The sequence below is a fragment of the Streptomyces sp. NBC_01296 genome (assembly GCF_035984415.1).
In the GTDB taxonomy this organism is placed as follows: Bacteria; Actinomycetota; Actinomycetes; order Streptomycetales; family Streptomycetaceae; genus Streptomyces.
In genome coordinates, this window is record NZ_CP130721.1 from 458,515 (window position 1) to 485,097 (window position 26,583).

22 protein-coding genes and 5 pseudogenes are annotated in these 26,583 nt (G+C 66.2%); 8 read left to right on the top strand and 19 right to left on the bottom strand.

The annotated features are described in order from the left end of the window. The first annotated feature begins 24 nt into the window (after window positions 1-24). From ku to OG299_RS42210, 3 genes and pseudogenes are all read left to right on the top strand, one after another. Window positions 25-846: a non-homologous end joining protein Ku gene (ku, locus tag OG299_RS42200; protein WP_442817619.1), complete on the top strand. Its 822-nt coding sequence runs from the start codon at window positions 25-27 to the stop codon at window positions 844-846. Window positions 847-895: 49 nt separating this feature from the next. Next, window positions 896-1,234, top strand: a complete 339-nt coding sequence (locus OG299_RS42205) for a DUF6233 domain-containing protein (protein ID WP_327364956.1) — start codon at window positions 896-898, stop codon at window positions 1,232-1,234. 516 nt (window positions 1,235-1,750) lie between these two features. Next, window positions 1,751-1,954, top strand: a pseudogene (locus OG299_RS42210) (DUF4158 domain-containing protein); the annotation flags it as partial. 68 nt (window positions 1,955-2,022) lie between these two features. Here the strand turns inward: OG299_RS42210 and OG299_RS42215 are convergent. The 3 genes from OG299_RS42215 to OG299_RS42225 are packed head-to-tail and all read right to left on the bottom strand — an operon-like array spanning window position 2,023 to window position 4,071. After that, complete coding sequence (locus tag OG299_RS42215) at window positions 2,023-2,565, bottom strand: hypothetical protein (protein WP_327364957.1); 543 nt, start codon at window positions 2,563-2,565, stop codon at window positions 2,023-2,025. A gap of 52 nt (window positions 2,566-2,617) precedes the next feature. Further along, a complete protein-coding gene (locus tag OG299_RS42220) occupies window positions 2,618-2,935 on the bottom strand; it encodes a hypothetical protein (protein WP_327364958.1) in 318 nt (105 codons plus the stop codon). Between the two features lie 41 nt (window positions 2,936-2,976). After that, window positions 2,977-4,071, bottom strand: a complete 1,095-nt coding sequence (locus OG299_RS42225; protein WP_327364959.1) for a hypothetical protein — start codon at window positions 4,069-4,071, stop codon at window positions 2,977-2,979. 118 nt (window positions 4,072-4,189) lie between these two features. Between OG299_RS42225 and OG299_RS42230 the strand changes: the two genes are divergently transcribed. Both OG299_RS42230 and grxC read left to right on the top strand, forming a co-directional pair. Further along, window positions 4,190-4,477 (top strand): hypothetical protein, encoded by a 288-nt coding sequence (locus OG299_RS42230; RefSeq protein WP_327364960.1) that lies wholly within the window; start codon window positions 4,190-4,192, stop codon window positions 4,475-4,477. A gap of 418 nt (window positions 4,478-4,895) precedes the next feature. Further along, entirely contained in the window at window positions 4,896-5,153 is a 258-nt protein-coding gene (gene grxC / locus OG299_RS42235; protein ID WP_327364961.1) for a glutaredoxin 3, read from the top strand. A gap of 567 nt (window positions 5,154-5,720) precedes the next feature. Here grxC and OG299_RS42240 read toward each other — a convergent pair. The 3 genes and pseudogenes from OG299_RS42240 to OG299_RS42250 form a co-directional block, all read right to left on the bottom strand. Next, the gene (locus OG299_RS42240) at window positions 5,721-6,044 is read right to left on the bottom strand and encodes a hypothetical protein (protein WP_266636785.1); all 324 of its coding nucleotides are present in this window, start codon (window positions 6,042-6,044) and stop codon (window positions 5,721-5,723) included. A gap of 117 nt (window positions 6,045-6,161) precedes the next feature. Beyond that, complete coding sequence (locus tag OG299_RS42245) at window positions 6,162-7,754, bottom strand: ISL3 family transposase (protein ID WP_327364962.1); 1,593 nt, start codon at window positions 7,752-7,754, stop codon at window positions 6,162-6,164. Window positions 7,755-8,257: 503 nt separating this feature from the next. After that, window positions 8,258-8,467: pseudogene (locus OG299_RS42250) on the bottom strand (transposase family protein); the annotation flags it as partial. 881 nt (window positions 8,468-9,348) lie between these two features. Here OG299_RS42250 and OG299_RS43005 point away from each other — a divergent pair. Further along, window positions 9,349-9,945 carry an RICIN domain-containing protein gene (locus tag OG299_RS43005; RefSeq protein ID WP_442817620.1) on the top strand — a complete coding sequence of 199 codons (597 nt, stop codon included), beginning with the start codon at window positions 9,349-9,351 and terminating at the stop codon, window positions 9,943-9,945. A gap of 28 nt (window positions 9,946-9,973) precedes the next feature. Here the strand turns inward: OG299_RS43005 and OG299_RS42255 are convergent. The 6 genes and pseudogenes from OG299_RS42255 to OG299_RS42280 form a co-directional block, all read right to left on the bottom strand. Beyond that, window positions 9,974-10,270, bottom strand: a pseudogene (locus OG299_RS42255) (transposase family protein); the annotation flags it as partial. Between the two features lie 30 nt (window positions 10,271-10,300). Next, a pseudogene (locus OG299_RS42260) lies at window positions 10,301-10,642 on the bottom strand (transposase); the annotation flags it as partial. Window positions 10,643-10,717: 75 nt separating this feature from the next. Next, a complete protein-coding gene (locus tag OG299_RS42265) occupies window positions 10,718-12,322 on the bottom strand; it encodes a serine/threonine-protein kinase (RefSeq protein WP_327364963.1) in 1,605 nt (534 codons plus the stop codon). Window positions 12,323-12,595: 273 nt separating this feature from the next. Then, window positions 12,596-13,718 (bottom strand): annotated as a pseudogene (locus tag OG299_RS42270) (IS630 family transposase). Window positions 13,719-13,812: 94 nt separating this feature from the next. Beyond that, a complete protein-coding gene (locus tag OG299_RS42275) occupies window positions 13,813-14,400 on the bottom strand; it encodes a GNAT family N-acetyltransferase (RefSeq protein ID WP_327364964.1) in 588 nt (195 codons plus the stop codon). A gap of 107 nt (window positions 14,401-14,507) precedes the next feature. Beyond that, window positions 14,508-15,854 (bottom strand): IS630 family transposase, encoded by a 1,347-nt coding sequence (locus OG299_RS42280; RefSeq protein WP_327360012.1) that lies wholly within the window; start codon window positions 15,852-15,854, stop codon window positions 14,508-14,510. A 202-nt stretch (window positions 15,855-16,056) separates the two neighbouring features. Here OG299_RS42280 and OG299_RS42285 point away from each other — a divergent pair, with 202 nt between their 5' ends. Beyond that, complete coding sequence (locus OG299_RS42285; protein WP_327364965.1) at window positions 16,057-16,305, top strand: hypothetical protein; 249 nt, start codon at window positions 16,057-16,059, stop codon at window positions 16,303-16,305. 46 nt (window positions 16,306-16,351) lie between these two features. On the opposite strand, the gene OG299_RS42290 is transcribed toward OG299_RS42285, so the two are convergent. The 4 genes from OG299_RS42290 to OG299_RS42305 all read right to left on the bottom strand — a co-directional run bounded on the left by OG299_RS42290 (window position 16,352) and on the right by OG299_RS42305 (window position 19,861). Then, entirely contained in the window at window positions 16,352-16,753 is a 402-nt protein-coding gene (locus OG299_RS42290) for a cofilin family protein (protein WP_327364966.1), read from the bottom strand. 544 nt (window positions 16,754-17,297) lie between these two features. Then, window positions 17,298-17,573, bottom strand: coding sequence for an isoamylase early set domain-containing protein (locus tag OG299_RS42295; protein ID WP_327364967.1), 276 nt, complete (start codon window positions 17,571-17,573; stop codon window positions 17,298-17,300). A gap of 511 nt (window positions 17,574-18,084) precedes the next feature. Further along, a complete protein-coding gene (locus OG299_RS42300) occupies window positions 18,085-19,122 on the bottom strand; it encodes an ATP-dependent DNA ligase (protein ID WP_327364968.1) in 1,038 nt (345 codons plus the stop codon). 22 nt (window positions 19,123-19,144) lie between these two features. Next, window positions 19,145-19,861, bottom strand: a complete 717-nt coding sequence (locus OG299_RS42305) for a Ku protein (protein ID WP_327364969.1) — start codon at window positions 19,859-19,861, stop codon at window positions 19,145-19,147. Window positions 19,862-20,200: 339 nt separating this feature from the next. Here OG299_RS42305 and OG299_RS42310 point away from each other — a divergent pair, with 339 nt between their 5' ends. Next, on the top strand, window positions 20,201-21,991 hold the full coding sequence (locus OG299_RS42310; protein ID WP_327364970.1) for an NAD(P)/FAD-dependent oxidoreductase: 1,791 nt from the start codon (window positions 20,201-20,203) through the stop codon (window positions 21,989-21,991). A gap of 227 nt (window positions 21,992-22,218) precedes the next feature. Here OG299_RS42310 and OG299_RS42315 read toward each other — a convergent pair whose 3' ends face one another. The 3 genes from OG299_RS42315 to OG299_RS42325 are packed head-to-tail and all read right to left on the bottom strand — an operon-like array spanning window position 22,219 to window position 26,557. Next, window positions 22,219-22,815, bottom strand: coding sequence for a DUF6262 family protein (locus tag OG299_RS42315; protein WP_327364971.1), 597 nt, complete (start codon window positions 22,813-22,815; stop codon window positions 22,219-22,221). Next, the gene (locus OG299_RS42320; protein WP_327364972.1) at window positions 22,800-25,415 is read right to left on the bottom strand and encodes a tyrosine-type recombinase/integrase; all 2,616 of its coding nucleotides are present in this window, start codon (window positions 25,413-25,415) and stop codon (window positions 22,800-22,802) included. The genes OG299_RS42315 and OG299_RS42320 overlap by 16 nt, the downstream gene beginning before the upstream one ends. Beyond that, window positions 25,412-26,557, bottom strand: coding sequence for a tyrosine-type recombinase/integrase (locus OG299_RS42325; RefSeq protein WP_327364973.1), 1,146 nt, complete (start codon window positions 26,555-26,557; stop codon window positions 25,412-25,414). The genes OG299_RS42320 and OG299_RS42325 overlap by 4 nt, the downstream gene beginning before the upstream one ends. Between the last annotated feature and the right edge of the window lie 26 nt (window positions 26,558-26,583).

A 26,583-nucleotide genomic window follows, 5' to 3' on the forward strand; every position in this document is an offset into this window, starting at 1 on the left:
CTGGTCAGTGTCCCGGTGTCCGTCGTGCCTGCGACCGAGCCCCACGCCGTGCACTTCCGGCAGATCCACCAGCACGAGGGCGGACTCATCGGCCGCGTCCGCAACCTCAAGGTCTGCGAACTCGACGGCGAGCCCGTCGGCCTCGACGAGATCGGCCGCGGCTACGAGACGTCCACCGGCACGATCCCCGTCAGCGACGCCGAACTCGACGCCCTCCCCCTGCCCACCGCCAAGGCGATCGAGATCGTCAGCTTCGTCCCCGCAGCCTCCATCAACCCCGCCGCCTTCGGGGCCGGCGCCTACTACCTGGCAGCCCCGGACCCCATCGCGGCACGGCCGTACGTCCTCCTGCGCGAGGCCCTCAGCCGCACCAGCCGCGTCGCGGTCGCCAAATTCGCCTTCCACCAGCGCGAACGCCTCGGCCTGCTGCGCGTCGTCGGCGACGCCCTGGTCCTCCACGGACTCCGCTGGCCGGATGAGATCCGCGAGGCCGACGTTCCCGCCCCCACCGTGGACGTCACCGAGGACGAGGTCCAGGCCGCCCTCGCCCTCGCCGACGCGATGACCACCGACACCCTCGAAGGCATCCGCGACCACTACCGCGACGCCGTGGAGGAACTCCTCGCGGCCAAGGCCCACGGGGAGCGCACGCACCCCCCCGAGGCACCCGCCCAGGTGATCGACCTGATGGCCGCCCTGGAGGAGTCCGTGCAGAAGGCGCGGGAAGCCCGGGGTGAGACGGAGGCCACCGTCCACGAGCTCGGCGCCAAGAAGAAGACCGCGAAGAAGACGGCCAAGAAGACCACCGGTGCGGCCAAGGGCCGCACACCGCGCCGCCGCGCCTGATCGCAGCCCGGCCAGAGCCCAGCGCACCACTACCCCTAAAATAGAACATGTGAACGAAAGTCTTGCGGAGCAGATCGCCCGGCACCGGGCGGTCGTCGGCTGGCTGGAGTGGCAGCTGGGCCAGACCCGCGAGGCCCTGGCCCGCCTGGAACAGCAAGAAGCCGTCGCCACCGCCCGCAGGCCGACGCCACGGGTACCCGACTGGAAGCTCGAAGCGCACCGCACAGGCCACGGTCCCCGCCCCTTCCGCGTCCACGCCGGCCACTGCCCCGACGGCCACGGCAAGGAGATCACCCGGCAAGAGGCCCTCCGCCTCCTGGCCGACGGCATCGAGGCGTGTCCCTTCTGCGGACCGGACCGTGAGCTCCGGATCGACGGTGCCGCATAGGCCCTTGGGACTGGTGGGTTCGCATGTTGAGGCGTCGCGTATTCCTGCCAGGATCACCCCTATGGTCACCCTGAGCGATGGCCGACGGTTCATGCTCTATGACCACACTCTGGCGTGCTCTCCTGGAGTCGCTTATCATCCGAGAACTGATTGAGGGCGTGACCTCGCGGCTGCGCGGACCTGTTAACGGCCCGCCGCTTCCCAGGGGTTACACCGTCTCAGCCAACCATCGCGCTTTGGTGGTCGGGCTGAGGCGGCATGTCTCGGAGCGGCCACCCTCACAGAAGGATGTCGGCCGTTGAGTTCCGGACCTTTGATGCGCCTCTTGCTCGTCGCCCTGGCAACTGTCCTGTCTCTGCTAGTCGCAGTCATCGCTGGTGTGCTGTCTTGGGCAGCGGACGGAAGCATTCCACGCGCAGTGCTCTGCGGTGGCGGGGCATTTGTCGTATGGATGACCCTCTCCGTCTCCCTGTACTCAGCCCTGGGCCTGCTCGACAGGGGCATCGGGCAGGGATGATGTGTAGCCCAGCCGGGGAGTTCTTAACTGATAATCAGGCCGAGGCGTACGAGAAGTTCACAGAGGAGCTGACGAGGTCGGAGCTGGAGCGGTTCTTCTTCCTGGACGACGTCGACCGGGACCTCATCGCGCTGCGGCGTACACGGCATCAACAGCGGGGTTTCGCGCTCCAGATGTACACGGTCCGGTACATGGGGCCGTTCGCGGACCGTGTGTAGACACCAGGGCCGAGCTGGCCCGGAAGGCCGACGATTCCACTGATACGAGGCTTTTAGATGACCTCGCCCTCCGCCTTATCCAGAAAGGCGTTGTAGGATTTACGGACCTCTTCCAACTCTCGGGTAAGTTTTTTGTCATCAATCTTCTCGCCGAGGATAACGGGCCCCGTGACCAACTTCCCCAGCGTGTTGCGGTGGTCACTGACCACGTCTAGCAACTTTCTGACTTCAGGTGAACCGACCAGTCGCGCCGTGGTTTCCGCCTGAGCTAGCCTCTGGTATGCAGGCATGAAGACGGTGTTGTAAATTTGCTCTGGCTTCTTATCTGATGCAATGTTCGCATAGGAAGCGATCATGCCGAATACCGCCACTTTGTAGGCTTGATAGTTCGCACCCACCTCTGCATATGCACTCCGCCGGATGTCGGCCCGCCGCGCACTCTGTGTCGCATCCTGCACTGCCTCCGCCTGGGTGTAGACCAGGATGCTGCCCACGAGGCCGACAAATGCCCCAATCAAAGCTCCGCTCAGGGCAGTAAAGGCAGGGTTTCGCCATGCCGATCCCTTGGCGCTCTGACTTCCGTTCTCTTGCTGCATGGAGTCAGGTGTACATCCGAACGTGCAGCTCAAGACCGCGGGCGCGCAGTGGCTACTCTGTTCTAGAGTGCCGCGGCCCGTGATTTTGGACCATTAGAGCTGCTACGCCGAGTTGGACTGGCTTACTGCGTCTTGGCGTACGAAGGGTGTCCGGGTCCAGGGGAAGGTCGAAGGCGTCCACCAGGCTGACAGCGCGCAGGAGGTGGCGCTCGTTGGGGGTGAGGTCGGCCAGGGTGCGGGTGAGCAGCGCGGGGAAGTCGGTCCCGAAGTCCGCGGGCGTGGGGGTGCGGCCGGCTCGGCGGAGCTCCAGGAAGCGCAGGACGGCGAGGTCGAGGTAGAGGGGCAGGCCGTGGGAGCGTTCGGCGATCACCGTGCGTAGGTGAGCGTCGATGAGGGGCTGGCCGTCGCGGGTCAGGCCCGGGCGAGGTAGTCGGAGCAGTCCTCGGGTGAGAAGTCGCCGATGAGGACCTGGCGGCTGCTCTCGGTCGGGGTGCCGGCGGTGCGGGGGCCGGGTACGGCCTGTCCGACGAGCCCGGGCCAGCCGGTGGGGCCGGTCCAGTCGAGCTGGCCTTCCAGAGCCGGGTCGGCCCACTGCAGGCGGCCGCGGCCGGTGACGATGAAGAACGCTCCGGGCATCAGCCACACCAGGCGCTGCAGGAGCCGTTCGAGGTCGCGGTGCGTGCGGGTGCCGGTTTCCTCGAACGTGTCCAGCAGGATCACCGGGGCCACGGCCTGGTCGGCGGGGAGCTGGGCGAGCTCCCATGCCAGCAGGTGCGGGTAGTAGGAGAGCGCGTCGACGTCAGGCTCGACGTCCAGGAGGTCGGCCAGGCGGGCGCAGCCGGCCAAAGCCCGGACCGTCTGACGGCGCTCGCGGATCGCGGTGGTCAGGGCGCCGGTGAGCTGGCCGATCGCGCTGCCGACGGTGCCGGGCAGCAGCAGAGCCTGGGCAACATCGCTGAGTGCGGACTGCATCTGCTGGGGCAGGTTCTTGCCGAACCGTGCGGCAAGACCGCCGCGGCGCAGGTACTCCTCCAGTGATTCGCCGGGGTGCTGGTGCTCCCAGTAGCGGCGTAGCGCGATGTCGAAGGCGGGCAGCGGCCGGTTGAGGTGGGCGGCGAGGGCGAGACGGATGGTGAGGACGACGCGCTCGAAGTCCACGCCGGCGGACCGGGCGAGGTCGATCCGGACCGGCAGCAGGGTCGGTCGGGCGGGCCAGACGGGCGCACCCCAGCGGGCCGGGCGGCTCTCGGCGCCGGCGATCGCAGCCTCCAGGGTCCGCGACAGCGTGGTCTTCCCGATCCCCCCGACTCCGTGCATGACCAGAATGTTGTTCCGAGGGGCTTCCAGGTCCTCCACGGTGAAACCGGGGGCGGTGATGCGGGCCAGGTGTTCGCCGAGGGCGGCCTGAACGATCTGCCACTGCCCCTGCCGGTTCGTGAACGCCTCCGTCGCCGACACGTTCCGGTCGTTGGTGCTGAACAACGCCCGCAGATCCCGCCCTGCCATCGCTCACCCCTGGTGATCGTCTCCTGGCTCCTCAACCTATGCCCGCCCAGCGCGCAGTGAAGGTGCGTCAGCAAGAATTGGCTGGTCAAGTACGTCAGCACGACCAAGGTGGTACGCCATGACAGGCCCCCTCACCCCCGAAGACCCCACATCCCAGCCGCTCCACCAGGCCGGCGGAGACGCACAGCAGGCCGAGCGCACCGTGAAGGAGGTGATCCGCTGGTACAACGCCCGCCTCACCGAGGCCCGCGACAGCGGCCTGGACGCGGAGACCATCGAAGGGCTGAGGGCAGGGCGGGACCAGGCCGTGGACGACCTGGACCGGCTCGAGGACGCCGACGAGGACACCACGGTGCAGATCGCCGTGGCCTACGCCGCCCGGCTCAAGGAACTGACCGGAAGCTGAGCCAGTTGGCTTTGTTCACGGGTTGTGAAGCCCGTTCGTCATGACTTTGGGAGGCACCCGCCGAGGCGCGATGCCGATGTCCACGAGAACCGGAGGCAGCGAGGCCCTCGGGAGGGATCCGAACGGTCAGTAGCGACAACTGGCCGATCTTGATTCCGGTTCGATGGCTCGCCCTGTTTCCGCTGGGAGATCCCGGGTGCCGTCGAGGGGCTGGCAGCGGGCGAGGAGCCCGCGATGCGCGGTCGGGCGGCGGGCCCTCCCGCGGCGGCGAAGGACGCGTCCTGTAGCCACCGGCAGCCGGTGGCACCGGGGGACTTCACCGGTTTCCACCCTAAGCGCATCGCCGTGTTGTGCGGGTCATCCTGCTTAGTGGTGGGGATGATCTGTTGGGTAGCACTCCAGCGAGGGGATTTGCACAGTGCAGCAGGTCACGATGTACACCCAAGCGGTCTGTCCGTACTCCGAGCGAGCTGGAAGGCTCCTTCTTGAGCGGGGGGTAGCGAACATCGAGAGGGTCAGGATCGACCTGGATCCGGCGGCCCGTGACACGATGCTGGAGAGGACCAAGCGAAGGACGACGCCCCAGATCTTCATTGGAGACACTCACGTCGGTGGGTTCGACGATTTGGCGGCGCTCGACCGGGAAGGCAAGCTCCTGCCGCTGCTCGGTGGTTAATCAGGGGATCTTTAACCGCGGCGCGTCGGCCGGGTTGGTTGACGCCGATCCCACCCCGGCTTCGGCACAGCCGCCTGCGCTGTGAGAGCGATCATCGGGTGCCGCTAGTGGAAGCGGACGACGACGCACCCCCGCGTTTCCGGCTCGGCCGTCGTTGCCTTCGCGGCCAGCGGTGCGGCCGTCGGCGGAGCCCCCAGTACCGGCGCCGCAGGAGGTGGGAACCGGACCGGCGGCGCTGCCGCCGTCGCCGCCCCTGGCGGTGCCGCCGACGCCTTTGGTGCCGTTAGTACCCGTGGTGCCGCAAGACGGCGTCGAAGCCGCGCTGCCGGTCACCTGACTCCGTAGCCAGCGATTTTGTCCCCCGCTACCCAGTTTCCGAAGCCGCCCGGACCGCCGACACGGCTTTCCGGCGGTGGGCGGTGCGCGGCGTCATGAACAACGGCTCTGCGCCGACAGTCAGGGTGACTCCCGAACTGCCGTCGAAACGCTGCTCTTCGACGGTTCTGGCACAGATCTTGGGGAGTCGTCGCGGGGGGGGTGACGGCATTGTTCGATTAGAGGACCGCGTCATCTGGTGCTGGCCAGGTTCTTGGATACGAGCACGGCAAGTTGGTGCAACCGCTGGAGATACTGAGCTCCTGCAGGATCTTTGATCCCAGGGATGGCGCGGTCCAGGTCCTCGATACAGCTCAGCAGGATGCGCTCGTTCTCCGCATCGAGTGTGCCGTCGTTGTTGAGCCATGCCAGCACGCAGCCAGCGGTGTACAGGTCGAGCAACCACACGTCTGTGGCCTCGAACTTGGCACGCCGTAGGCTGTCGGGGAAGGGTGCTTGGCGGTGTTCCTGCCAAAGACGACCTGCGGTCTGCACCTGCTCAGCTGATTCGCTCATATGAGCCATCTTGCAGTAGCCGGTGCGTAGGTCGGAGCGCCGCTGTGGGGTATTGGGCGGCCGACCCTCCGATCGCGAACGTGCTCGTCCACAACACGCCAGCACCGTCTCTGGGTGCTACTGAAGCAGGATCATCTTGCGGAGCAGGCCGAATCCGGCTCGCCCGTAGAGCTGCCTCTTGATCTTCTTGATGCGATTCACGGCGCCCTCCACTCTGCCCGAGCTCCAGTCGAGGGTGAGTCCGGCGGTCACGGCGTCGAAGTCGCGGTGCAGGTGGAGAGCGAAGCCGGTTAGGCCGGGCAGCTGGCTCGCATCGACGGCGTCGATCCAGGTGGGGAGCGTGGCGCCTCGTCGTTCGGTGAGGATCTCGCCGAAGTCGCGGATGTGACCGGCGGCGGTGTCCAGTTCAGGGCAGCCTGCCAGGACATCCTTCAGACCGGCGCGGTCGTCGTCGCTCAGCGCGGTGGGGTGCCGGATGAGCCAACCGGTCACCTGCCGCACCGACGGCGGCCGCGGCGCCGCGTCGGCCGGAGTCCTGCGGAGGGTCGCGACGTGGGCGCGGACCATCTGGTAGGTGACGGGCGCGTTAGCAGCATTGAGTTCGCCGTGTAGTCGGGTGACGCTGGTGCATCCGTCGGCGAATCGCCGCTCGAGGTAGGGCTTGTATGGGTCGAGCCTGCTGGGTCGGGGCCGATTTTCGCGGATGGTGTCCTGCCAGCGTGCGGCGTTCGCGTACCGGAGCACGGTGTTGAGACCCCAGCTCAGGTGCCGGGCGATTGCCCGGCGTGAGTGACCTTGGGCCAGCAATTCGTGGACCAAGGCGTGTGCTGCCTTCTTCCGGTCGGCCCGCCGGCCGACGGGATCCGAATCGCCCTGCGGCCAACCGGCAGCCACTCGGATGGCCTGCGGCAGCGTGCCGCTGGGTGATGGGTTGCGCAGGCAGTCGCGGTGGGCGGCGACGCAGGTCTCCACGGCCCGGCCGAGGCCCTGCCACAGATGGAACCGGTCGGCGACCTGCAAAGCGTCGGGGGCACCGCGCCGGGCACCCCCGGCGTAGGCGCCCGCCCGGTCCCGGCAGATGATCTCCACGCCGGGGTGGCTGATCAGCCAGGTCGCCAGTGGCCCGGCTTCACGGGTCGGGAGCACATCGACCACGCGATGGTCTTCGACGCTGGTCAAGACGGTGGAGTAGGTCTGGCCACGACGGATCGCGAAGTCGTCCACACCCAGCACACGCGGCGTGCTGAACCGTGGATCAGGCAATGCCATGACCCGGCGTAACAAGGTCATCCGTCCCGCACCGAAGCCCAGCTGGGCCGCCAGCCGAGCGCCGGCCCGACCGGCCAGCGCGAGCCCCACCCGCTCCAGGGCGCGGTTGAGCCGCTTGGTGAACCGTGCGTGCGGGGCGGCCAGCTGGAAGAACGGCTCGGCGAACGTCCGGCGCGGGCAGTCCGTCGCTCCGCAGATGAAGCGCCGGACCGTCAGCCGGATCACGAAGCCCTGCTCAGCGAGCGGAAGATCCTTCAGCCTGCGCTGATAGCGGTCGTGGACTCGGTCCGAGAAGCGGCCGCAGTCCGGACATGCAGAGCCGATCGCGCGGCCTCTCGCCACTACCTCGACCCAGCCGAATCCGGCCGTCACAGCCTCGACATCCACATCGTCGATCCCGTCGAACACCAGCAAGTCCCAGAACGGTGCATCGGTCTGCATGACCAGCACCATCACCGTCCATGGCCGCCCGCATCAGCGGCCGGCAGATACCTGAGGGAGCGTCAATTCGAGGCGCGGACGACCACGGCGTACGCGGTCTCACGCGAACCCGTCTCCTCACAATCGAACATCGGGGTAACTCTCCGCGACGACTCCCCAAGATCTGTGCCAGAACCCCCAACTCGTGAACAGAGCCAGCCGTGGGTTGGTGGACGGAGCTGGCCTGCGACATGATCGCTGCCCGCCGGTGCGGTCGGCCCGCCGCCACGAGCGCAATGACGTACCTCTTGGCCAACCGCCGGGCCATGCCCGCGCGGCTTCGCCATATTTCCATGCTGGTCGGACTGCGCAGCCATCCCCCGCTGCTGCTGCGCCGCTGGTGGGTCAGGCACGTCCCCGCGCTCCCTGCCACGGACGCGACAGCACCTACCGCATCCTGGAACATCGGACGCTGACCATCTTCCTCGAGGCAGCGAACCGGGACGCTACACCATGCGAACGGCTCAATGAGCCTTTTCAGCGTTGCCCCTCCAGGTGGGGACGGCTGCGGCGATTGACGTCATGCGGTTGGGGCTTACGCGGGACCGGCGGAAGACTCGCCAGGACTGGAGCCACGCCATCGCGCGTTCGACGGGTACCCGGGCCTGGGCCAGTACTCGGTTGACCGTGCGCTGGGTCGGGGACAGTTCCCCGCCAGGAGGCCGGCCGTGCCCACGACCTGACGGCGGCCCGCGCCAGGCTGAAGAGCTCAGTAATCGTCAGCCCCTCCCCAGGCTGGCTGAGCTGATGCTCGCCCCGGAAGCTGCCGGTAGACTTTTCACTAGGAGCGGCGACTCCCATCTGGCAGGTTCTTTCATATTCACTTGCCCACTTCTAGCGAGTCCCGAGTTTTTGAGGCTGTCAAACTGGGGTTGGCATCCTCACATGACGTCCGAATATGGCCGGGCATGACGTCGCCTTCTACCAACCCACGGGGGAGCACTCATGGGTATCCTCAGTCGCTCGAATCTGCACCACTCGCGGCGCACCACGACCATTTTCATGGCAACGATCGCCGCGATTGGCTTCAGCGTTCCCAACGTAACCCTGGCGCACTCAACGACCCAAGGCGCTCACTCTGTGATATCTGCGGGGCCCTGCAGTGGCCCCGATATGCCGTCCCTGTGGACCTACGAATTCGATCATCATTTGAAGCTCAGCGGCGCCTGCTACACCCTTCATGGCAGGGTCTACGTTAAGGTAAAGCTCAATAGTGGCACTGTGTACTTCAGTAGATGGATGACAGCCCGCGAGCATCCCTATCACACTGAGGGCTGGTTCAATGTTGACACAAACCTCTATTCTCCCTGTAATCAACCTGTGAACAACGGCTACGCGCGCGCGTACGATCAGGGGACGGATAGGTGGTCGCCCAGAGTCCCCGTAACGATCTGTTCCCTCCTCTGAGTAGGGGGCGGGCGGGCCGCCTGCCGCATGTCTATCCCCACGACAGCCGGGTGATTGACAGAAGGGCGTTTGCGCTGCCTCGGTTGTCGATATCGGTCAACCACGTCCTCCTACGCGGCCTGGCATCTTTGAACGCCTGGTGATTGCGATGAGCCGAAGAACTTTCCTTCTTTTCCCTCTGACCGTTTCGCTATTTGGTCTGGGACTCGCGCCCCTCGGCGCCTCCGCGGGGGACTGCGATATCTTCCCGGGTGGGATCTGCCCGCCATTCTCGGGTCCCCGGCGACCGCCAGACTTCGGTGACGGATGGTGGAACATCAAGAGCACGTTCACCCGAGATCTAGTGGTGGACGCCTCCGGCGGAGTCTTCCTTCAGCCCGACAGCAACGGGGAGAGCCAGCAGTTCCGCTTCCGGCCCAAAGGCAGCCAGTTCCAGATCGAGGTGCGCAGCACGGGACTATGCCTAGAAGGCAGCGACCACTGGAAAGCCGGAGCGGAAAGGGTTCACACGGCTGAGTGTGACGCGGAGACCAGCTATCAGTTCTGGAAGATCGAACCCCACCCGGAAGGATTCGGCTTCAGGATCAGGCGCTCAACGGGCGCGCTCCGATGCCTGGACGCACATAACCCGAGTCTTACCGCGCCCCCACGAGGAACCTATTTGCAGGAATGGACATGCCATGCCAGGGAGAATCAGTCTTGGTCGTTCCTTGACGCGTCCCCTGTTCCATTCGACGTCCGCTGAGCTCTTTCAGCCTGGCCACTGAGCCTTTTCAGCGTTGCCTCTCCAGGGTGAGCACTGCGGCGGTGATATCCGTCACGCGGTTCGGGCTGCAGCGGCTCCGACGGAAGATCCGCCAGGACAGGTGGGCGACGCCTCGTTCGACAGGAGCGCGGGCCTGGGCGAGTGCCGGGTTCAGCGTCCTGTCCGTTCGGTCGGTGACAGTTCGCCGTTGGGGGCGGCGGATGGCGGTGGTGACCCAGGAGCCGGAGCCGATGTAGGCGCGGTCGGCGACGATCGGGACGCCCTGGCGTTCGCAGATTCGGATGATGCGGGACAGGTAGGCCGCGGCCCGGCGCAGGACCTCGTTCTCCTGCTCCAGCAGCTTGATGCGCCGACGCGCTTCGCGCAGCTCCGCGCTCTCCTGGCTGGAGATTCCGGGCTTGGTCCCGTCGTCGATGTCCGCCCGGCGCATCCACTTCCACAAGGTCATCGCGTGGACTCCGAAGTCGGCGGCCACCTGCTCGACCGTCACGCCCGGGCCGCGGTTCCTCGCGACCCGCACGACATCCTGGCGGAACTCTTCCGGATAAGGCTTGGGCACAGCGACATCCTTCCCACCTGCCCCACAATGGCAAGCCAGATCAGATGTCACCCGATCGTGCGGCAGACCCCTGGGCTCCACCTGCGTGGGGCGTTGATCTGGCTTCGCAGCCTCCACCCCACCACGTGATCACGACTGAGGGCAGGCCAAAGACCCAGAGCAGCTCACACCTCTGCACGGCCGGTCGGGCTGTTATCTACTGAGTTCCGGCTTCCAGCGCGAGCCCGCGTGGCGGGCGAGGGCAGCGATGAGTGCCTGGTGCTGCTGCTCGGTCATTGGACCGAGGGCGCAGAGCGGCCAGCGCCCTGCCGTGCTTTGAGGGGAGCGAGGGTGCACCATGCCCGCGGGTCTTATGGAGCTGATCTGCGGCCCCTTTCCCTCGGGCTGGATGTGCAGCACGGTGTAGCTGGGGCCCCAACGGAATTCCGCGGAGTGCTCCAACGTGACGGTGGATGCGAGGCCCCAGGGGTACACCCGGTGCCCCGCGCGGCCGGTGGCGGGGGTGGCATGGCGCGGGTCTGTGGTCGTGATTCCACCGGCGTCAACGCGGAGTGACCAAGGGCGTCTGTCCTTGAGCGCACGCCGGTGTCGCCGCCAGTTCAAGGTGGCAGCCCCGAGCTTCCTCCCGTACAGGAGGTAGAGCAGAATCGGATAGATCGCAATGCAGACAAGCAGTACCGGAGCGTCAGAGGGATCATCATCATTGGGGCCGCCTGCGACGGCCAACACCAACAATCCCGTGCCCGCGTAGAGAAACGGCAACGCGAGAGCGGCGAAGAGAAGCCAGTGACGTCTCAGGGACCAACCATCATGAGTCGCGTATGTGGAGATGGGTTCCTGCCCGGTCCAGGTGATCTCGAAGGCGTCTTCGGTGTCTGACGTCTCACGTGTGAGGGTCCGGGTTGGTGCAGCCCGTGACGGACGCTCCGTATCGGGTTCGCGTGCTCTCGCGCTGGACGTGGTGACGGGGGGCCGGAGTTGCTGCAGGCGTTCGTAGACGAGTGACGCGCTTTGGGGGCGTCGGTCTGGGTCGCGCTGCAGCAGGTCGGTGAGCAACTGGGCAACGGACTCCGGCGCATCCGGGCGCTGGCTGCTTAACAGCGGTGGCTCGTCGTCGAGTTTACGACGGATGACAGACAGGGGGGAGCCGTCGTTGAAAGGAGGCTTGCCGGTGAGCAGGGCGAAGAGGACGCTGCCGAGGGCGTAGAGGTCGGAGCGTTCGTCACCGCGCTGGTCGAGGAACTGTTCCGGTGCGCCGTAGAGGGCGGTGCCGACGGGGGCGAGCATGGAGGTGGGGACGACGGTGAAGGTGTGGGTGTGGGTGAAGCCGGCGATGCCGAAGTCGACGACTTTGATGCGGCTGTCAGCGGTGAGCATGACGTTAGACGGTTTGATGTCGTAGTGGACGACCTTGGCCCGGTGAGCGGCGACAAGGGCGGCGCAGATCTCCTGGGTGATCTCCAGCGCCCGCGCGACGGGCATGGGGGCCTGCTCGTGCATGTGGTGGGCGAGCGTCGTGCCGTCGATGTGTTCCATGACCAAGAACTGCAGGCCGTCATGGACGCCCCGGTCATAGAGGGAGACCACGTTCGGGTGGTTGATCTGTGCGGCGGCCACAGCTTCGCGCTCGAACCGATGGAGCAGGTCCGGCGAGGCATCGTCGTCGCGTACGAGCAGCTTGATCGCCACGTTGCGGTGGAGATCGCGGTCGCGGCCAGCCCAGACCTCGCCCATCCCGCCCCGGCCAAGCCTCTCGCGCAGCTCATACTTGCCCGCGATTAATGTGCCGCGCTCCACCTGCACTCCCAATCGCCTGTCCTGTGGCCGTAGCTGACGGACACCAGTGTTACGGACCACGCCTGGAGATGAAGGGCGGTTCCCGACGTTTGCCTGGTCGAGCACACCGACCGAGCAACAGCGGAAGTTCAACCCCTGAGGGGAGCGACTCGGGCGACATTCAAGGCGGGCAAGTCACATGTGCCAACGCCCCGCAGACTCCGCCCCACCACATGATCACGACTGAAGACAGGCCCTAGCTAGTGCTGTGACCACATTGCTTCACCGGGTTGGTCAGGCTGCGACCTCGAGAGGGCGTCCGCCCCAGCGGATGCCCTTCTCGCTGCGGATGCGGGCGCGTTCGCGGCGCTGGGCGGCCAGAACGTCGGGGTGGCGGGCATGCTGGTTGCGCCAGCGCAGGTAGGCATGCAGGGCTCGGGCCTGGACCGTGTGATTGCGGTGGTGGGAGTTGGCGACGGTGAATTGTCGCAGCAGCCCGAAGTGGGCCTCGATCGGGTTGGCCCAGGACGCGTAGGTCGGGGTGAAGCACAGCTCGACCCGGTTCTTCCGCGCCCAGCGACCGGATCGCCTCGCCCTTGTGGGCGGACAGGTTGTCCAAGATGACGTAGATCGGGGCGCCATCAGGGTGGGCCGCGCGGATCGAACTCAACGCAGCCAGGGTGATCGCAGCGCCCTTTTTGCCACGGTTGACGCCCCAGAGCTTGTCATCGCCGATCGAGTAGCAGCCGTCGAAGTAGCGGACGCCGTGGGTGCGGTGGTAGGTCGCTGGGTGCCGCTCGGGCCGGCCCTGCTCGGCCCAGCACGATCCGCCGGTGGGCCGGATGCCGAGCGGCTCGAACTCGTCGAACGCGAAGACTCGGTCCGGGAAGCGGCCAAGTACGTGCTCGATACGGTCCAGCTTGGCGTCCCGCTCCGGGTCGGGTGACTCCTTCCACGTCTTGGTGTGCTGGAAGGTGATGCCACGGCGGGCGAGCAGGCACCGTAACGCCTCGCGGCCGATTTGGATCACGCGGCCGTGCACTCTCCGCAGGTAGGCGGCGAGTTTGCGGATGGACCAGCGGGTGAAGGGCTGGCCGAGCTTGGTCGGGCGGGCGGTGGCCGTCTGGACAACGAAGTCCTCGTCGTCAGGACTGAGCAGGCGGGGACGGCCTCCCGCCCACCGGGGGTCCAGGCAGGCCAGGCCGATCTCGTTGAACCGGTGGATCACATCCCGGACGGTGTCCTCGTCGGCCTGCACCAGCTGGGCGATCGCGGGAACCCGGTTTCCGCTGGCCGAGGCCAGCAGCATCATCGAGCGCCGTAACCGCACCGAACTGGTACTGCCCCGGCGCACGATCTGCTGCAGCTTCTGCCCCTCCTGGTCGGTCAACCTGCGCACACGGACAGGCTCTGCCACTACACCTCCAACGGTCGATCCCCGCGGTGAGGCCGCTCGACTGGACCGCCGACGGTCACGGGGCGGCTGCCCCCCTTGACCGCCTATCACAGGATCAGATGTCGCCCTGGACCAGGGCGTGCAGATGCTCGTCGTGCCATCCGTCTTCGTGTAGCAGGGCGCTGCGCATCGTGCCCTCGATGGAGTAGCCGGCCTTCTCCGCTACTCGGCACGATGCCGAGTTGGCCACCGCGTGGCACAGTCGGAGACGGTGCAGACCAAGGTCTTCGAACGCCCACCGGCTGAGGCGCTGTGTGGCCTCGACCATGGCGCCGCGGCCACGTCCGTCGGGCAGGAGCCAGTACAGGATTTCGGCGCTGCCACCCTGGAGGTCGATGTCACCCCAGCCGATCAAGCCCACGGCGTGACCACCATCGGGCCGGGCGATGGCCCATATCGCGCTCTGCTCGGTTTGCCAACGCTCGCGCATGCGCTCGATGCGCTCGCATGCTTCCTCCTTCGTCGTCACGAAGAGCCGGTTCCACTGGCGAATGCCCGGTTCCTGAGCGGCGGCTACCAGAGCGTCGGCGTCGCTGACACGCCAGGGACGCAGCTCCAGACCGCTGGGGAGAGCGAGCACGGGCTGTTCCATCTTGGCCATGTGGCCTGCGGGAACGACGGGCGGTATGGGTGAGGTGATCATCGCGGCATCCTGACACAGCCCTACACGGGACCGAACCGGTACCCGACCATCGACCCGGCGAACCTATGCGGTCAAGGCACTAGTGTTCTGCGCCCGAAATCTCAGGGCTAAGTCTGCGCCTGGTTGCTCGGGTCGGATGGGGTGATCTTGGTGAGGTAGTCGGCGAGGGACTTGAGAATCTCGTCGGCGGTCTTCGTCCAGGTAAAGGGTTTCGGGTCCTCGTTCCAGGTCTCGATCCAGGCCCGGATGTCGTCTTCCAGTGCTTTCACCGAGGTGTGGACGCCGCGGCGGATGAGCTTGTCGGTCAGCAGACCGAACCACCGCTCGACCTGGTTGATCCAGGAGGAGCCTGTGGGCGTGAAGTGGACATGGAAGCGGGGGTGCCTGGCCAGCCACGTCTTGATCTCAGAAGTGTTGTGGGTGGCGTAGTTGTCGCAGACCAGGTGCACGTCGAGCTCGTGGGGCACGGCTTTGTCTATGGTGACCAGGAACTTCTTGAACTCGATCGCGCGATGGCGGCGGTGGAGTTCGCTGATGACGGTGCCGTCGGCGATGTTGAAGGCGGCGAAGAGGCTGGTGATGCCGTGCCGCAGGTAGTCGTGGGTGCGTCGTTCGGGCATGCCCGGCATCATCGGCAGCACCGGCTGTGAACGGTCCAGAGCCTGGATCTGGCTCTTCTCATCCACGCATAACACCACTGCCCGTTCCGGCGGGTTGTGATACAAGCCGACGACGTCGACGACCTTGTCGACGAACTGCGGGTCGGTGGACAGCTTGAAGGAATCCTGCAGATGCGGCTTGAGATCGAACCGCTTCCAGATCCGGCCGACCGTCGACTTCGACAGCCCCGTCCGAGCTGCCATCGAGGCCCGCGACCAGTGAGTATCCTTCCCCGGCGTGGACTCCAGCGTCGCCACGATCACGTCTTCGACCTGGTCAAGGAGAATCGAGGGCGGCCGGCCCGGACGGGGCTCATCGACCAGGCCTTCAAGGCGATGGGCGATGAAACGACTGCGCCAGCGGTCGACGGTCGAGGCATCGACACAGAGCTCGACCGCGGCCTGCCTGTTCGTCCCGCCCTCCGCACAACGCAGGACGATCCTCGCCCGCAGAGCCAGAAACTGGGCGGTCTTCGCACGCCGGGCCCACCGGACCAACTGGTTCCGTTCAGCCTCACTCAGAACCAGATCGGCCTTCGGCCTGCCGATTCGGGCGGCATCCTCGAGTCCGGCCATCCCCTCGGCGGCGAACTTCCCGCGCCACTTCCTCACCGTCGCTGCGGTCACACCGACCTTGACCGCCACCTGCGCGTTCGGCACCCCGCCTGCGCACGCCAGCACAATGCGCGCCCGCTCTGCGAACCGCGGCGCCACCGCCCCACTCGCCCAGCGGGACAACTCGGCGTGCTCCTCATTGGACAGGCGGACTTCGACGGCACGAGGACCTGGCGACATGACAACAGGCTACAGACTTAGCCCTGAGATTTCAGGCGCAGAACACTAGCTGATTGTTCCGGCGGACGCTTCCGGCCCGCATCGGCCCAAGTAGCCATCGGCGCCGCCAGCAAGATCACTGACTGTAATCGTCACCTGTCGGATTGTCAGTGGCGCCCTCTACCGTGAATGGCAGCGGTCTTCTTCAGGGGGAGGGCAGGCCATGGCCAACATCGTCTGGCACACCAAGCTCAAGATGCGTCTCGACCTCACACAAAATGATCTCGGGCAAGGCATTGAGGGCCTGTGGGACCTGATCTACGACACGGATCGGCTCTATGCCTCACGCATCGTCCCGGTCTCCGAGCGCGGACTGCAGTGCGGCGGGATCTGCCAGGAAAAGGGGGTGGTGGCCTGGATGCACCTGCGGCTGCGCGCCAACGGCCGGCGCGAGGGGCGGCGCAGAGCGTGAGTTCGGCGGGGAGAGCGCCGAGCAGTTCTATGGACTGTGACCGTCCTCAGCCGGCGAGGGCGACGAGCCTTCGGTGCTCCAGCTGGTCTTGCTGTCTGGCCGTGAGGTGGACGTGGACGTCCGGGAGGTACTCCTTCAGGAGGGCGTAACCGGCTGTGTAGGCCTCTTCCTGGGCTTCGGCCTCCGCCGGCATCCAGAGGACCAGCAGCATTTCGTGTCGGCGTGCGCCCTCCGGGGTGGCAAAGGACAGCTCGTGGACGACCAGGTGCGCCTGGTCCACGGGCAGTGCCGAAACCAGCTCGTCATGGGTCAGATTGGCCTCCAGCTCCGGCGCCAGCACACCCGGGGAATCCGCGAAGCCGAGGATTACGGTATTGATCTCCCGCCGCTGCCTCAGGTGGTGGAGGGCATCACGGCAGCCTTCCGTCACGCTGATCGGGCTGCTCACGAAAACCTCGCGTCGCTCGTGGTTTGGGGATCACCGAGGGGGTCATCCTTCCACCCCGGTGGGTGTGACGGCTTTGGACTGGCCTCGGGCCGCAGGCCGAGCATGTCCAGCAGCAGCACGAGATCTATTAGGTCGGCGACGCGGGAAGCAACAGCGCGGCGCGCCGCCGCACGGTCCGCTGTCCCGGAGCACGCCAGGATAGCCGGCGCGTCACAGCCAAACGCCGATCCCACCACGCCCACTCGCCGGGTGCAGCCCGAACTGCTCCAAGTGCGCAGGCCTTCGCCACAGGGTCGACTGCCGGGCCTCGTCAACACGACGTGACCGCCGAGGCGATGCGGCGTTTACATGTCTGCCGCGCTGGTCGCTCCCCCCGCATCCCGCGTGGCGGTCTCCCGGCGATGGGGCCCTGCCCGGATGCCCATCGCCGGGCGCGCCTGCCTCCCGACCGGCAGGGCGAGCCCTCTTTGACGGGATCAGTCTCAGTCGGCGGAGAGGGCCTGGAGGAGGTAGCCGACCTGGGGTTCGGGCAGGCGGGCCCGGATCAGGTGTGCAGGCGGCTGTTGATCCCGTCGTGGCTGTCGGCCTGGTCCTCGTCGAACCAGTAGTCGCCCGCGGCCAGGTAGCGGAAGGAATGCACGCTCTTTCCGGGCAGGGCGACGGTCACCGCCCTGGAGCCGTCCTTGCGGGGCATCAGGGTGTGGGTGCCGGGCTGCCAGTCGTTGAAGTCACCAACCACGCTGACCGGGCCGGGAGGCGTGTCGGCGGGCAGGACGAACGTGACCTGCATACGGTCCTTGAGCTGCTTGCGTTCCAGCACGGAATGACTCCTGGCGGCAGGGGCGAGCGGTCGCGCCCCATCCTCTGGCCCACACCATCCGCCGGCCCGGGAACGCGGCCGTGGCATGGCCCTCCTTCACCCGCCCGGCATGACAACCAGGCCGTCTCGGCACGTCCGAGGCTCCTGCCTCCGGGCAGCGTCTAGAACGGGTACGGCAACACTCGACAGGCATACGGCGGCCGGTGCGGGGCAGTCGCCGACTGGGGCGGACCCGGTCTGTGCGCCTCCCACTCGGCACACCGGGCCCGACCCGGGTCATCATGTGAGGGTCACGCCGGCCCACCTGGGCACCGCCTGACGGTGCCCAACGGACACAACGTTGGGGTGGCCGCCTGGTCGGCGGCTACTTTGGCGAAAAAGCCACCACGACTGGCATGTGTGACGCCGCGCCTGGGGAACTTAGGCTGGAGACGGCGGCCGGCGCGCTGAGCGGCCCCCCGGCCGTCACCCGTGAGCACCTGCCCCACTTCCCCCCCCTCCGTGCAGGTGCTCACCCAGACCCTGTATCCGGTGGCGCGCTCGGACCAGCACTGAACAGCGGCACCTCCTCCACGGTCACGTCCAGGCGCAGCCGTTTGAAGCGGACCGGGTGCCGGAAGACGCCGCCTCGGTCGATGGCGGTGTCGGCGCTGATCTCCGCGACCAGCTCGGGGCGTACGAGGGTCACGTCCAGGATGTCCCGGCTGCCCCATGCCGATGCGAAGTGCCAGCCCTCCCAGGGATGTCCGGCATCGGCTGCGCTCACGTTGCCGCCGACCAGGCGCGCCAGCTCGGCACGTAGTGGGGCCGTGCGGCCGATCGAGCGGAGGTCGCCGTGGGCGTCGCGGCGGCCCAGGAGGAGGAGCTGGGGTCGGATCATGGTGCCGGTGATCGCGCCGATGATCGCCTCCGTCGTGTTCCGACGACGCAGTTTGTACCAGCCTCTGTGTCCTGGCCGGTAGGGCTGGTTCATGGCCTTGACCACGATGCCTTCGACGCCGGAGATCTCAGTCCAGGACTCTAGCCACTGCTGTGCCTTGATCAGGTCCGTTGTCATCGGGCACAGGGTCCAGGGGGATGCGAGCCGGTGGTCGGTGAATAGGGCTTCCAGTCGGAGGCGGCGTTGGCGGTAGGGGTAGTTGATCAGTTCGCTTCCGTCCTGTTGCAGGATGTCGAAGGCGATGAAGAAGGCGGGCAGTGACGTGGCGAGAACGCGCGTGCTGCGGCGGCCGCGGGCGGCGGTGCGGCGCTGCAGTCCCTCGAAGGACAGCTGGCCTGCCTTGGTGTCCCAGACGACGAGCTCGCCGTCCAGGACGAGGCCGTCGGGCAGCTTGTCCGCCGCGGTGACGAGGTCGGGGAAGCAGTCTTGGATCAGCGATCCGCGCCGGGTCTGCAGCAGAAGGGCGCCGTCCGGCCCGGTGGGGGTGAACAGCAGGGTCCGGTAGCCGTCGAATTTCTGCTCGAACGCCAGCTCGCCCAGCACACCGGGTCCCGGCACCGACTCCACGGCCTGCGCCAGCATCGGCTCCACCGGTGGTCGCAACGTCACCCTGGTCGCCTGTCTCTCGCATCTACGTCCGGGACGAGGACAGCGCCTTCATGAGGTCGTCGCGGCTCATGTGCGAGCGGCCGGGGATGTCGGCAGCGGCTGCCTTCTTATAGAGGTCGGCCTTCGACAGGCCGCTGAGGTCTTCCTTCGGCGCGGAGCGGATCCGCTTCTTCGCCCCGGGCTTCTTCTCGGCGGCCTTGCCGGAGGCGGTGGCCTTGCCGCCGGTGGCTTTGGGGCTGCCGGCCCGCTCGACGCTGGCGCGCAGTGCCTCCATGAGGTCGACCACGCCGGTCGGCTGCGCCGCCGGCTCAGCCTTCTCCACCCTCTCGCCGGACCGCTTGGCCTCGATCATGGCGGCGACCTTCTCCTGGAAGGTGTCGTGGAACTGTTCTGGGTCCCACTTCATGGTCAGGGCGTCGATGAGCTGCTCAGCCATCTGCAGCTCCTTGCCGGAGGCCTTCGCCCTGCCGGGAAGGCTGTCGATCTCCTTCTCCGGGTCCCTGATCTCATCCGCCCAGTGCAGGGTGTGGAGAGTCAGGAGGCCGTTCTCGGCCTTGAGGGCGACCAGGTATTCGTGCTGGCGCATGACGAACGTCGCGATACCGGCTTTGCCGGCCTTCGCGAGCGCCTGTTCCAGGAGGCTGTAGACCTTGCCGTACTCGGCGCCCCGCGGTCCCAGGTTTTCCGACCGGTCGCGTCTCGACGGGGGCTGTGACCTGGGGTTGAACCTAGCGAACATGTCCAGGATGTGCGGCTCGCGAGCCTGGCGATCACTCGATCGTGTGGGGCGATGAACCTTCGAGGGCGAGTCGCTCCGTCGCCGCCGTCGGCAGCGGCTGGTGTTCTGCCCGTCGGACAGCTGACTGCGGTGAGCTGCACATGCGGAGTCCCCGGATGTCGGTGCTGAACGCGAAGCCCGTCCGGTGTGGTCGTACACCTGTGACTCGTCGACTCCTTCCACTCCTAGCGCTCAACTGGCCATAAAGCGTTCTCCACCGTCCACCACTGTCGAAGACCTCCTGCACCATCCGGGTGGTCGATGACTCGGACGGCCTCGAACCGGCAGCAGCTGGGAAGCATGAAGCGTGACGAAGTGGCATCAATTCTAGCAACCACATGCTCGGTGGACCCGTCTAAGGAAGTTGCTATCGTGTTGAATGGGAAGCCAGTCGTAATCCTAATCCACCCCCGACCGGTGCGACGCAGAGAAATTGTCGCGGACCTGGAGAGATGGACTTCCGGCAGCCTGCATTTCGTCGACGCGGGCACGGCAAAGGAAGCCGAAGATGCCGTTAAAGAGCTGATGAGCGAAAGTGACCTGGGCGCAAACCCAGACGGCTGGCTGATGGCGGTGATCACTGCGCCTGCAATTGGCGATTTCGATGGCCTAGCAACCCTGCAAACCGTCACCAGGAATTACACGCGACCCTTCAAGGTGCTTCTCGTTGAAGATCCCGGAACGCCAATTCCCGATGGGTTCAGGCGACTCATCTTGGACACGGCGACACTTGACCGGCAGTTCCAGGAAATGTTTGACTCGTGGAGCCCTGCGGACCCATGGGTGCAGGTCAAAGGTGGAAAGGAAACGCAGACTGGGCGGCAGATCCAAGACATTCTCTACTGCAGCGGCAGTAGATACACGTGGCAGCGCCCGAGCGACCCAAATATTACCGTAAAGATCGGAGACGAACTCCTTCCAGCCAATCCTTCGCCGCGCGAGATTTACGCAAAAATTTCAGACTTTCCCGTATCCGACAGAAAGCCTGAGGATCACGCATACGATCTGGTAGTTGTGGGGGCCGGGCCGGCGGGGTTGGCTGCAGCGCTGAGCGCCGGGCTTCTCGGTTTGCAGACGCTGGTTATCGAGGCATTTGTACTGGGCGGGACTGCCGCAACATCCATCAATCAAATTGAGAACTATCTAGGATTTCCTGACGGGTTTAGCGGGAATAAGCTAGCCAGGCTAACCCTGGATCAGATGAAGAATCAAAAGATTACCGGGGTTGATTGGTGGCCACTCCTGACAGCCCATTCGCTTGCCGCAGACGGTGACCGCTATCGCATCGTTTTCGATCCTAATTCAGGGAAATCCGTTTCGGCAGGAATCGTAATTTTGGCTTGCGGCCAAAGGCCCAGAAGCCTCCAAGTCGATGGTGAAATCGGGAAACGCTTCGAAGCGGAGAGCGTATATCACATCGCCTTGCGCTGCCACAAGGATAGCGAGCGACACAAGGACGTCGTGATCGTGGGAGGAGGGGACTCAGGAGGGCAAGCCGCTCTGATGTTCTCGGAGGTCGCGAGAAGTGTCACTCTTGTTTCTCGTGACCCGCTGTCCAAGTACATGCATAGGCGACTACGTACAAAGGTTAAGGCTGCCGAGAGGGCGAAACATCTTCGACTCCGGGAAAACTGCGAGGTGCTTCGTTTCCTCCGCGACGCCGACGGTAAACTTGCCAGGGTCTCCATTCGAAATGTCGGAGACCCCGACAATACAGAAGAACTCGACGCATCGTCAGCGTACGTACTAATTGGCGGCAAGCCGAACACTGAGTGGCTACACACGAGTGGCATCAGACTTGACCCGAAGAAACAGCGCGTCCTAACAGACGTACACCTTCCCGAAGAAGACAGAACACTATTTCATCAAAAGGTGAACCGTGAACTGGCGACTTTCGAAAGCAGCCTTCCCGGCGTATTCGCAGTAGGCGATGTTCGAGCAAAGTCCTTCCGACGCGTGGGGCAAGCAGCTGGACAAGGGGCGGCGGTCGTCGCATCACTTGAGGAATACTTGCGGGAAAGCGGCGACAGGATCCTTCGCGACCCCCAAAGTCCGGCATATCGGATCTTTGGCCCGGATGACGAGGGTTAATGCTCCGTTCTAGGCGCTCTGCCTTGCCCGACCAGTCCCGCCATCGAGCCGACGAACGTCCCCGGCCATGACCGGCCGCTCGACGAGCCGGCCGATAGTGATCGGCCGCGGTCAGCCCGGAAACACTCAATTGGCCAAGTCTTGCACTCACTGGCTTGCGCTCATCCGTCCACTTGACCGCTCACGCGCCAACTGGAGCGCTCAGTGGACCGCACCTGAGCTGGTTTTCAGGGCCGTTGGTGTTCGAGGATTTGGGCCTCGAGTTCGGCGATCCGTTTGTCGGCGAACCGGACGTTGTCGCGGGCTGCGGTCAGTTTGGCGATCAGCGACTTGTTCTCCGCGGCCAGTTCTCGAACCCGCCTCTTCAAGGTGCCATTGTCAGTAGTGATCCGGACGATGTCTTCCTCGGTCCACTGCGTCTGCAGGTCCTTGATCTGGCCAAGGAGGTCGCCGATTTGTTCGCGCTGGGCGAGGATCTCGGCGTTTGCGGCCTTGAGGGCGTCCTCGGCGTTGAGCGCGCGCTCGCGCCAAGACGCCTCCATGGCGGCCTGCTCGTCCCTGCGGTCTTGGATACGGCGGCCGACGGCCCGGCTCATCGCCTCGCTCACCAGCGTCTTGGCGTCAGCGTGTTCGTAGAGGAAGGTGCGGGAGACGTCCGCATGGCGGGCGACGGAGGCCATGGTGATCGGTGTTCTGGTCTTGGCCAGCCGTTGGAGGGTGTCCTTGATCCGCTGCAGGGCCGCGTCTGTCTTGCGCTGCCGGGCGGCGAGCGCTTCGGCGGTGCGGGCCGGCGGAACCCTGGGGGCGCTCAGTCCTTCGGCCACGTGTCCTCCTGGTAGTCGTTGTCGTCGTGGGCGAGGGCCGCCAGGTCGGTGGCCCGGAAGGCTAGGGACCACATGCGCTGGAAGTAGTCCTGCGGCCTGCGCAGGTCTATGGCCAGGGCTTCATCCAGCAGGCCAAGGCCGTACAGGGCCTTCTCCAGGCCCTCGATGGCGCGGGCGGTCGGCTCGAAGACCTGGTGGAGGTAGTCCGCAGTCGCGTCGTCCGGGGCGCGTTCGGCCAGCGACCGCCACTGCTCGGCCTTGCGCCGCCAGTAGAGGAGGTCGGCGCCGGACATGACGAACTTGTCGCAGGTGTGGCAGTCCAGGTTCCGGGGGCAGGCGTCGCCGCGGACCACCGGCTGAAAGGTGCAGACCCCGCCTTCGGCCGGGGTGCTGCGGCGGGAGAGGTCCAGGGCCATCGCCCGGGCCTCTTTCTGGGACAGGCCCTGGTCGGGTGAGACCAGCAGCGTTCCGGGGACGACGGAGCCCGGGCCGCTGACCCAGACTCGCTGCAGGACGTCGTCGATCTCCGAGGAGGCGACTTTGGCGTAGTGCTCGGTCATCTGCTGGGAGAGATGGCCCAGGTACTTCTTGATGTGGTGCAGGCCGGCGCCGTGCTTGAGCAGGTTGGTGGCCAGTGTGTGCCGGGCCTGGTGGGGAACCCATGCCCCGATGTCGAGGTCTTCCAGCCAGCCGCTGAAGCCGGAGTGGAAGAAGGTGTAGGAGATCGACACTGTGCCCTTGGGGTTGCGTGACCGAGAGGGGAACAGGGCCAGCTTGGCCCGCTCGTCCGCGGTGGGGATCCGGCCGTGGCGGTCCTCAAATCGCTCCAGGGTGATCTGCTGGCGGCGCTGAAGTCGCATGTAGAGCGGCTCGGGGATACGGATGGCCTCGTCAAGGTTGCCGACCTTGGTTTGGTCGTGCCAGAGGAAGGGGACACCGCGGTGAACGGTCAGGCACTCCAGACGCAGCCGGAGCACCTCGGTGCAGCGGCGGCCGGTGAATACCAGACCTTCCCAGGCGTCCCGCAGCCCGTGGTTGTTGGGGTCGTAGCGTTCGGCCAGCACCTGCAGGTTGGCTGGGTCGGCCAGTGCGTGGGCGACGGGGTCCGGGAAGGGGTGCCGGGCCCGTTGCGGCTTCCGGCCGCTGGTCGGCATGACGACGATGAACTTCCGCGACAGACCGATCTCCTCCGCGCGTCCGCCGTCCAAGGCGTAACGCAAAATCGCCCGGCCGTGGTTGAAGACGAAACGGCGGCTGTGTTCAGTGGCCGTGCTCGGCTTCCCGGTGTGTCTGCGGATGCCCAACATGGGCAAGCCCTCACGGGCCCGCTTGAGGTGGTCGGCAACGAACCTACGCATGTGGTCCTCATTCAGCACCCGCGGGTCGTGGCCGCCCTCGGACGCGGCGACTTCCAAGAACGCGCTCAGCTCGGTGCAGGCCCGCCGGTCATTGTCGAGGGAACAGGGGCTGCGGGGGATTCGCGGGGACCGCAGCCGGTCGGCGAGGTAGTCCCAGAGCAGGTCCCGTAGCCACCGCTGGGAGACGCCAGTGAGGTCCCAATTGCTATGGCGCTGCGGGAAGCGGACCCCGAAGTGCTCGGTCTCGATGTAGCCGGCCTGCTTGGTCTCCTCCGGAGTGAAGTAGACGATCCGCAGCTCGATCAGGGCCTCGCCCAAGATCATGCGTTTGCTGGCGTCCATCTGGCGACGCTCCTCGGCCAGCTCGGTGAGCGAAGCGACGCCGCTGTCGCGGACCAGGTTGATGGTCTGCTGGACCCAGCAGGTTGGCCAGTAGGAGTGAGCGGCGCGCTGGGTGTGGGCGAACAGCACCCACCGGAACTCGGCCCGCACCAGCGCGGGCAGCCCCCGCAGGTTGATCGTCCCGGCCCGCGAGACCGGGGGCGTGATCTGGCACCAGTGGCGGAAAGCCGCCTCGTCCGCGTAGAAGATCGGCACAGGCTTGCCCAGCACTTCGAAGCGGTGGAACCACCTCTGCGGACGCCGGGCCCCTCCCGGCCGACCCTCGGCCTCATAGCGTCCCTCGTGGACCCAGCACAACCCCATCGGGCTGTCGGACAGGGACTGGCAGGAGACCACCAGGCACTCGCCGTAGCCGGGGAACGATTCAGTCTGTGTAGCCATCCAGACCTCGAAGGCCAGGTCGGGGATGCGCGAGGCCTTCTTCCAGCGGCCGTGGTGAGTCAAACACAACCGGAGCCCGTGATGCCGGGCCGGGCGTTCAGGGCAGATCCGACACAGCGGCGGATCGGCCATCCGGGCATAGGACGACTTCGCAGGTTTGGCGTCGCGCAAGAACTCTCGCCGCGTCAACTGCGGGTTCGCCTGACGGCCAGCCAGCCACTTCATTCGATGCGGGTTGCACAGGTCGTGGGCGTTGGTGCGCGACTGGTGGCAGTCCTCGACCCGGCAGCTCCAGCCGAAGACCGGGTGGTCGGCGGGAAAGCGCATCAGATCCTCGCGGAACAGCGGCTCGACGTGCGGGCCCTGGAGCAGCGCGGTCAGCACCTCCAGGCGGTCCCGGGTCTCCCGCCGTCGGGTCGGGTCGGCGAGCACACGCAGCGGCAGAAGAGTCTCACTCACCGCATCTCACCCCACGTCGTCAGCAGGGCGGCGTTGAAGACCTCGTCGTTGACGTCGACATGGGCGTAGATCTCGTCGACCACCGCGGTCGAGGCCCAGCCGCCGGCGTCCCGGACGATGACGAGGTTGCCCTGGGCGGCCTCAAGAACCGTGGTCGCCCAGGTGTGCCGGAACATGTGCGGGCGGATCAGGCCGAGCCCGGCCCGGAACCCTGCCCGCTTGAGCATCCTGCGAGCTCCCTCAGGTGCCCAGGGCAGAGAGCGGTCCGGCCCGTGCTGCTGGACCAGCAGCATGCCGTGCCCGGCCGAGCGCGGATACTCGCTGGTCATGTAGTTGAAGTAGGTGTGGATCATCGCCGGGCTGACCCTCTTGATCAACCCGCCACGGATCACCCCGTCGGTGAACTCCCACGGCCACTTGGTCTTCGCCCGGGCATCGTTAACCAAGCCGTCGCGGTGGCAGACATGCGCGTGAGGCCCGCGGCATTCGCTGCAGGCGGCGTCCTCTCGAAGATGCAGGTCACATAGGTGTAGGCCGCACATCTCGCCGATTCGGAAGCCGCCGTCGCTGAGCCACTCGACGATCAGCCGGTCCCGGGCGGAGTGCACTGTCTCCAGCAGCACTTCGCGGGCCCCGTCCGGCAGCATCTTCTTGTGCCGGCGACGCACCCCCTTCGGCGCCAGCGGGTTGGCGTCCATGCTCCGGATCAGGTGCCCCAGCAGGGCCCGGTCCCGGTCCCGCTGGGTCGGCAGACGCCTCAAGTTCAAGGCCTCGGCCAGCGAGGTGTTGATGCCCAGCTCGGCCTGCTGCAGGTAGAAACCCTTCAGGCAGGAAGCGGCCCCTTTCAGCGCGTCGGCCTGGTAAGGCCTCTTGCCCACCCGCCACGGAGACCCGAACGGCATCGCGACCTTCGCCCCCACCGCCCCCATATACCGCTGCAGATCCCGGAAGCCCACCTCTTCCGGCGTCAGCCCCTCGTACTCCAGCCACCGAAGGTGATCCACAAGCAGGTACGCGTACGTGCGGTCGGAGCCCTTGCCGGCATACCGGGACAGGTACCGATCCGCCCCCTGATGTACACCACTCGCCGAGTCGAAGACGGTGTACGAGCGGCTACCGTCCCGATGCCGTACCTCCTGCACCCTGAGCTGACCCATGGACAGCCTGC

What these genes read in the sequence shown, in the direction of transcription:
- OG299_RS42280 (WP_327360012.1), bottom strand. Translation starts at nt 15,854, where the DNA reads ATGTCGCCAGGTCCTCGTGCCGTCGAAGTCCGCCTGTCCAATGAGGAG.
- OG299_RS42215 (WP_327364957.1), bottom strand. Translation starts at nt 2,565, where the DNA reads ATGCAGCAAGAGAACGGAAGTCAGAGCGCCAAGGGATCGGCATGGCGA.
- OG299_RS42230 (WP_327364960.1), top strand. Translation starts at nt 4,190, where the DNA reads ATGACAGGCCCCCTCACCCCCGAAGACCCCACATCCCAGCCGCTCCAC.
- OG299_RS42305 (WP_327364969.1), bottom strand. Translation starts at nt 19,861, where the DNA reads ATGTTCGCTAGGTTCAACCCCAGGTCACAGCCCCCGTCGAGACGCGAC.
- OG299_RS42225 (WP_327364959.1), bottom strand. Translation starts at nt 4,071, where the DNA reads ATGGCAGGGCGGGATCTGCGGGCGTTGTTCAGCACCAACGACCGGAAC.
- OG299_RS42240 (WP_266636785.1), bottom strand. Translation starts at nt 6,044, where the DNA reads ATGAGCGAATCAGCTGAGCAGGTGCAGACCGCAGGTCGTCTTTGGCAG.
- OG299_RS42275 (WP_327364964.1), bottom strand. Translation starts at nt 14,400, where the DNA reads ATGATCACCTCACCCATACCGCCCGTCGTTCCCGCAGGCCACATGGCC.
- OG299_RS42310 (WP_327364970.1), top strand. Translation starts at nt 20,201, where the DNA reads ATGAAGCGTGACGAAGTGGCATCAATTCTAGCAACCACATGCTCGGTG.
- OG299_RS43005 (WP_442817620.1), top strand. Translation starts at nt 9,349, where the DNA reads ATGAGCCGAAGAACTTTCCTTCTTTTCCCTCTGACCGTTTCGCTATTT.
- OG299_RS42285 (WP_327364965.1), top strand. Translation starts at nt 16,057, where the DNA reads ATGGCCAACATCGTCTGGCACACCAAGCTCAAGATGCGTCTCGACCTC.
- OG299_RS42245 (WP_327364962.1), bottom strand. Translation starts at nt 7,754, where the DNA reads ATGCAGACCGATGCACCGTTCTGGGACTTGCTGGTGTTCGACGGGATC.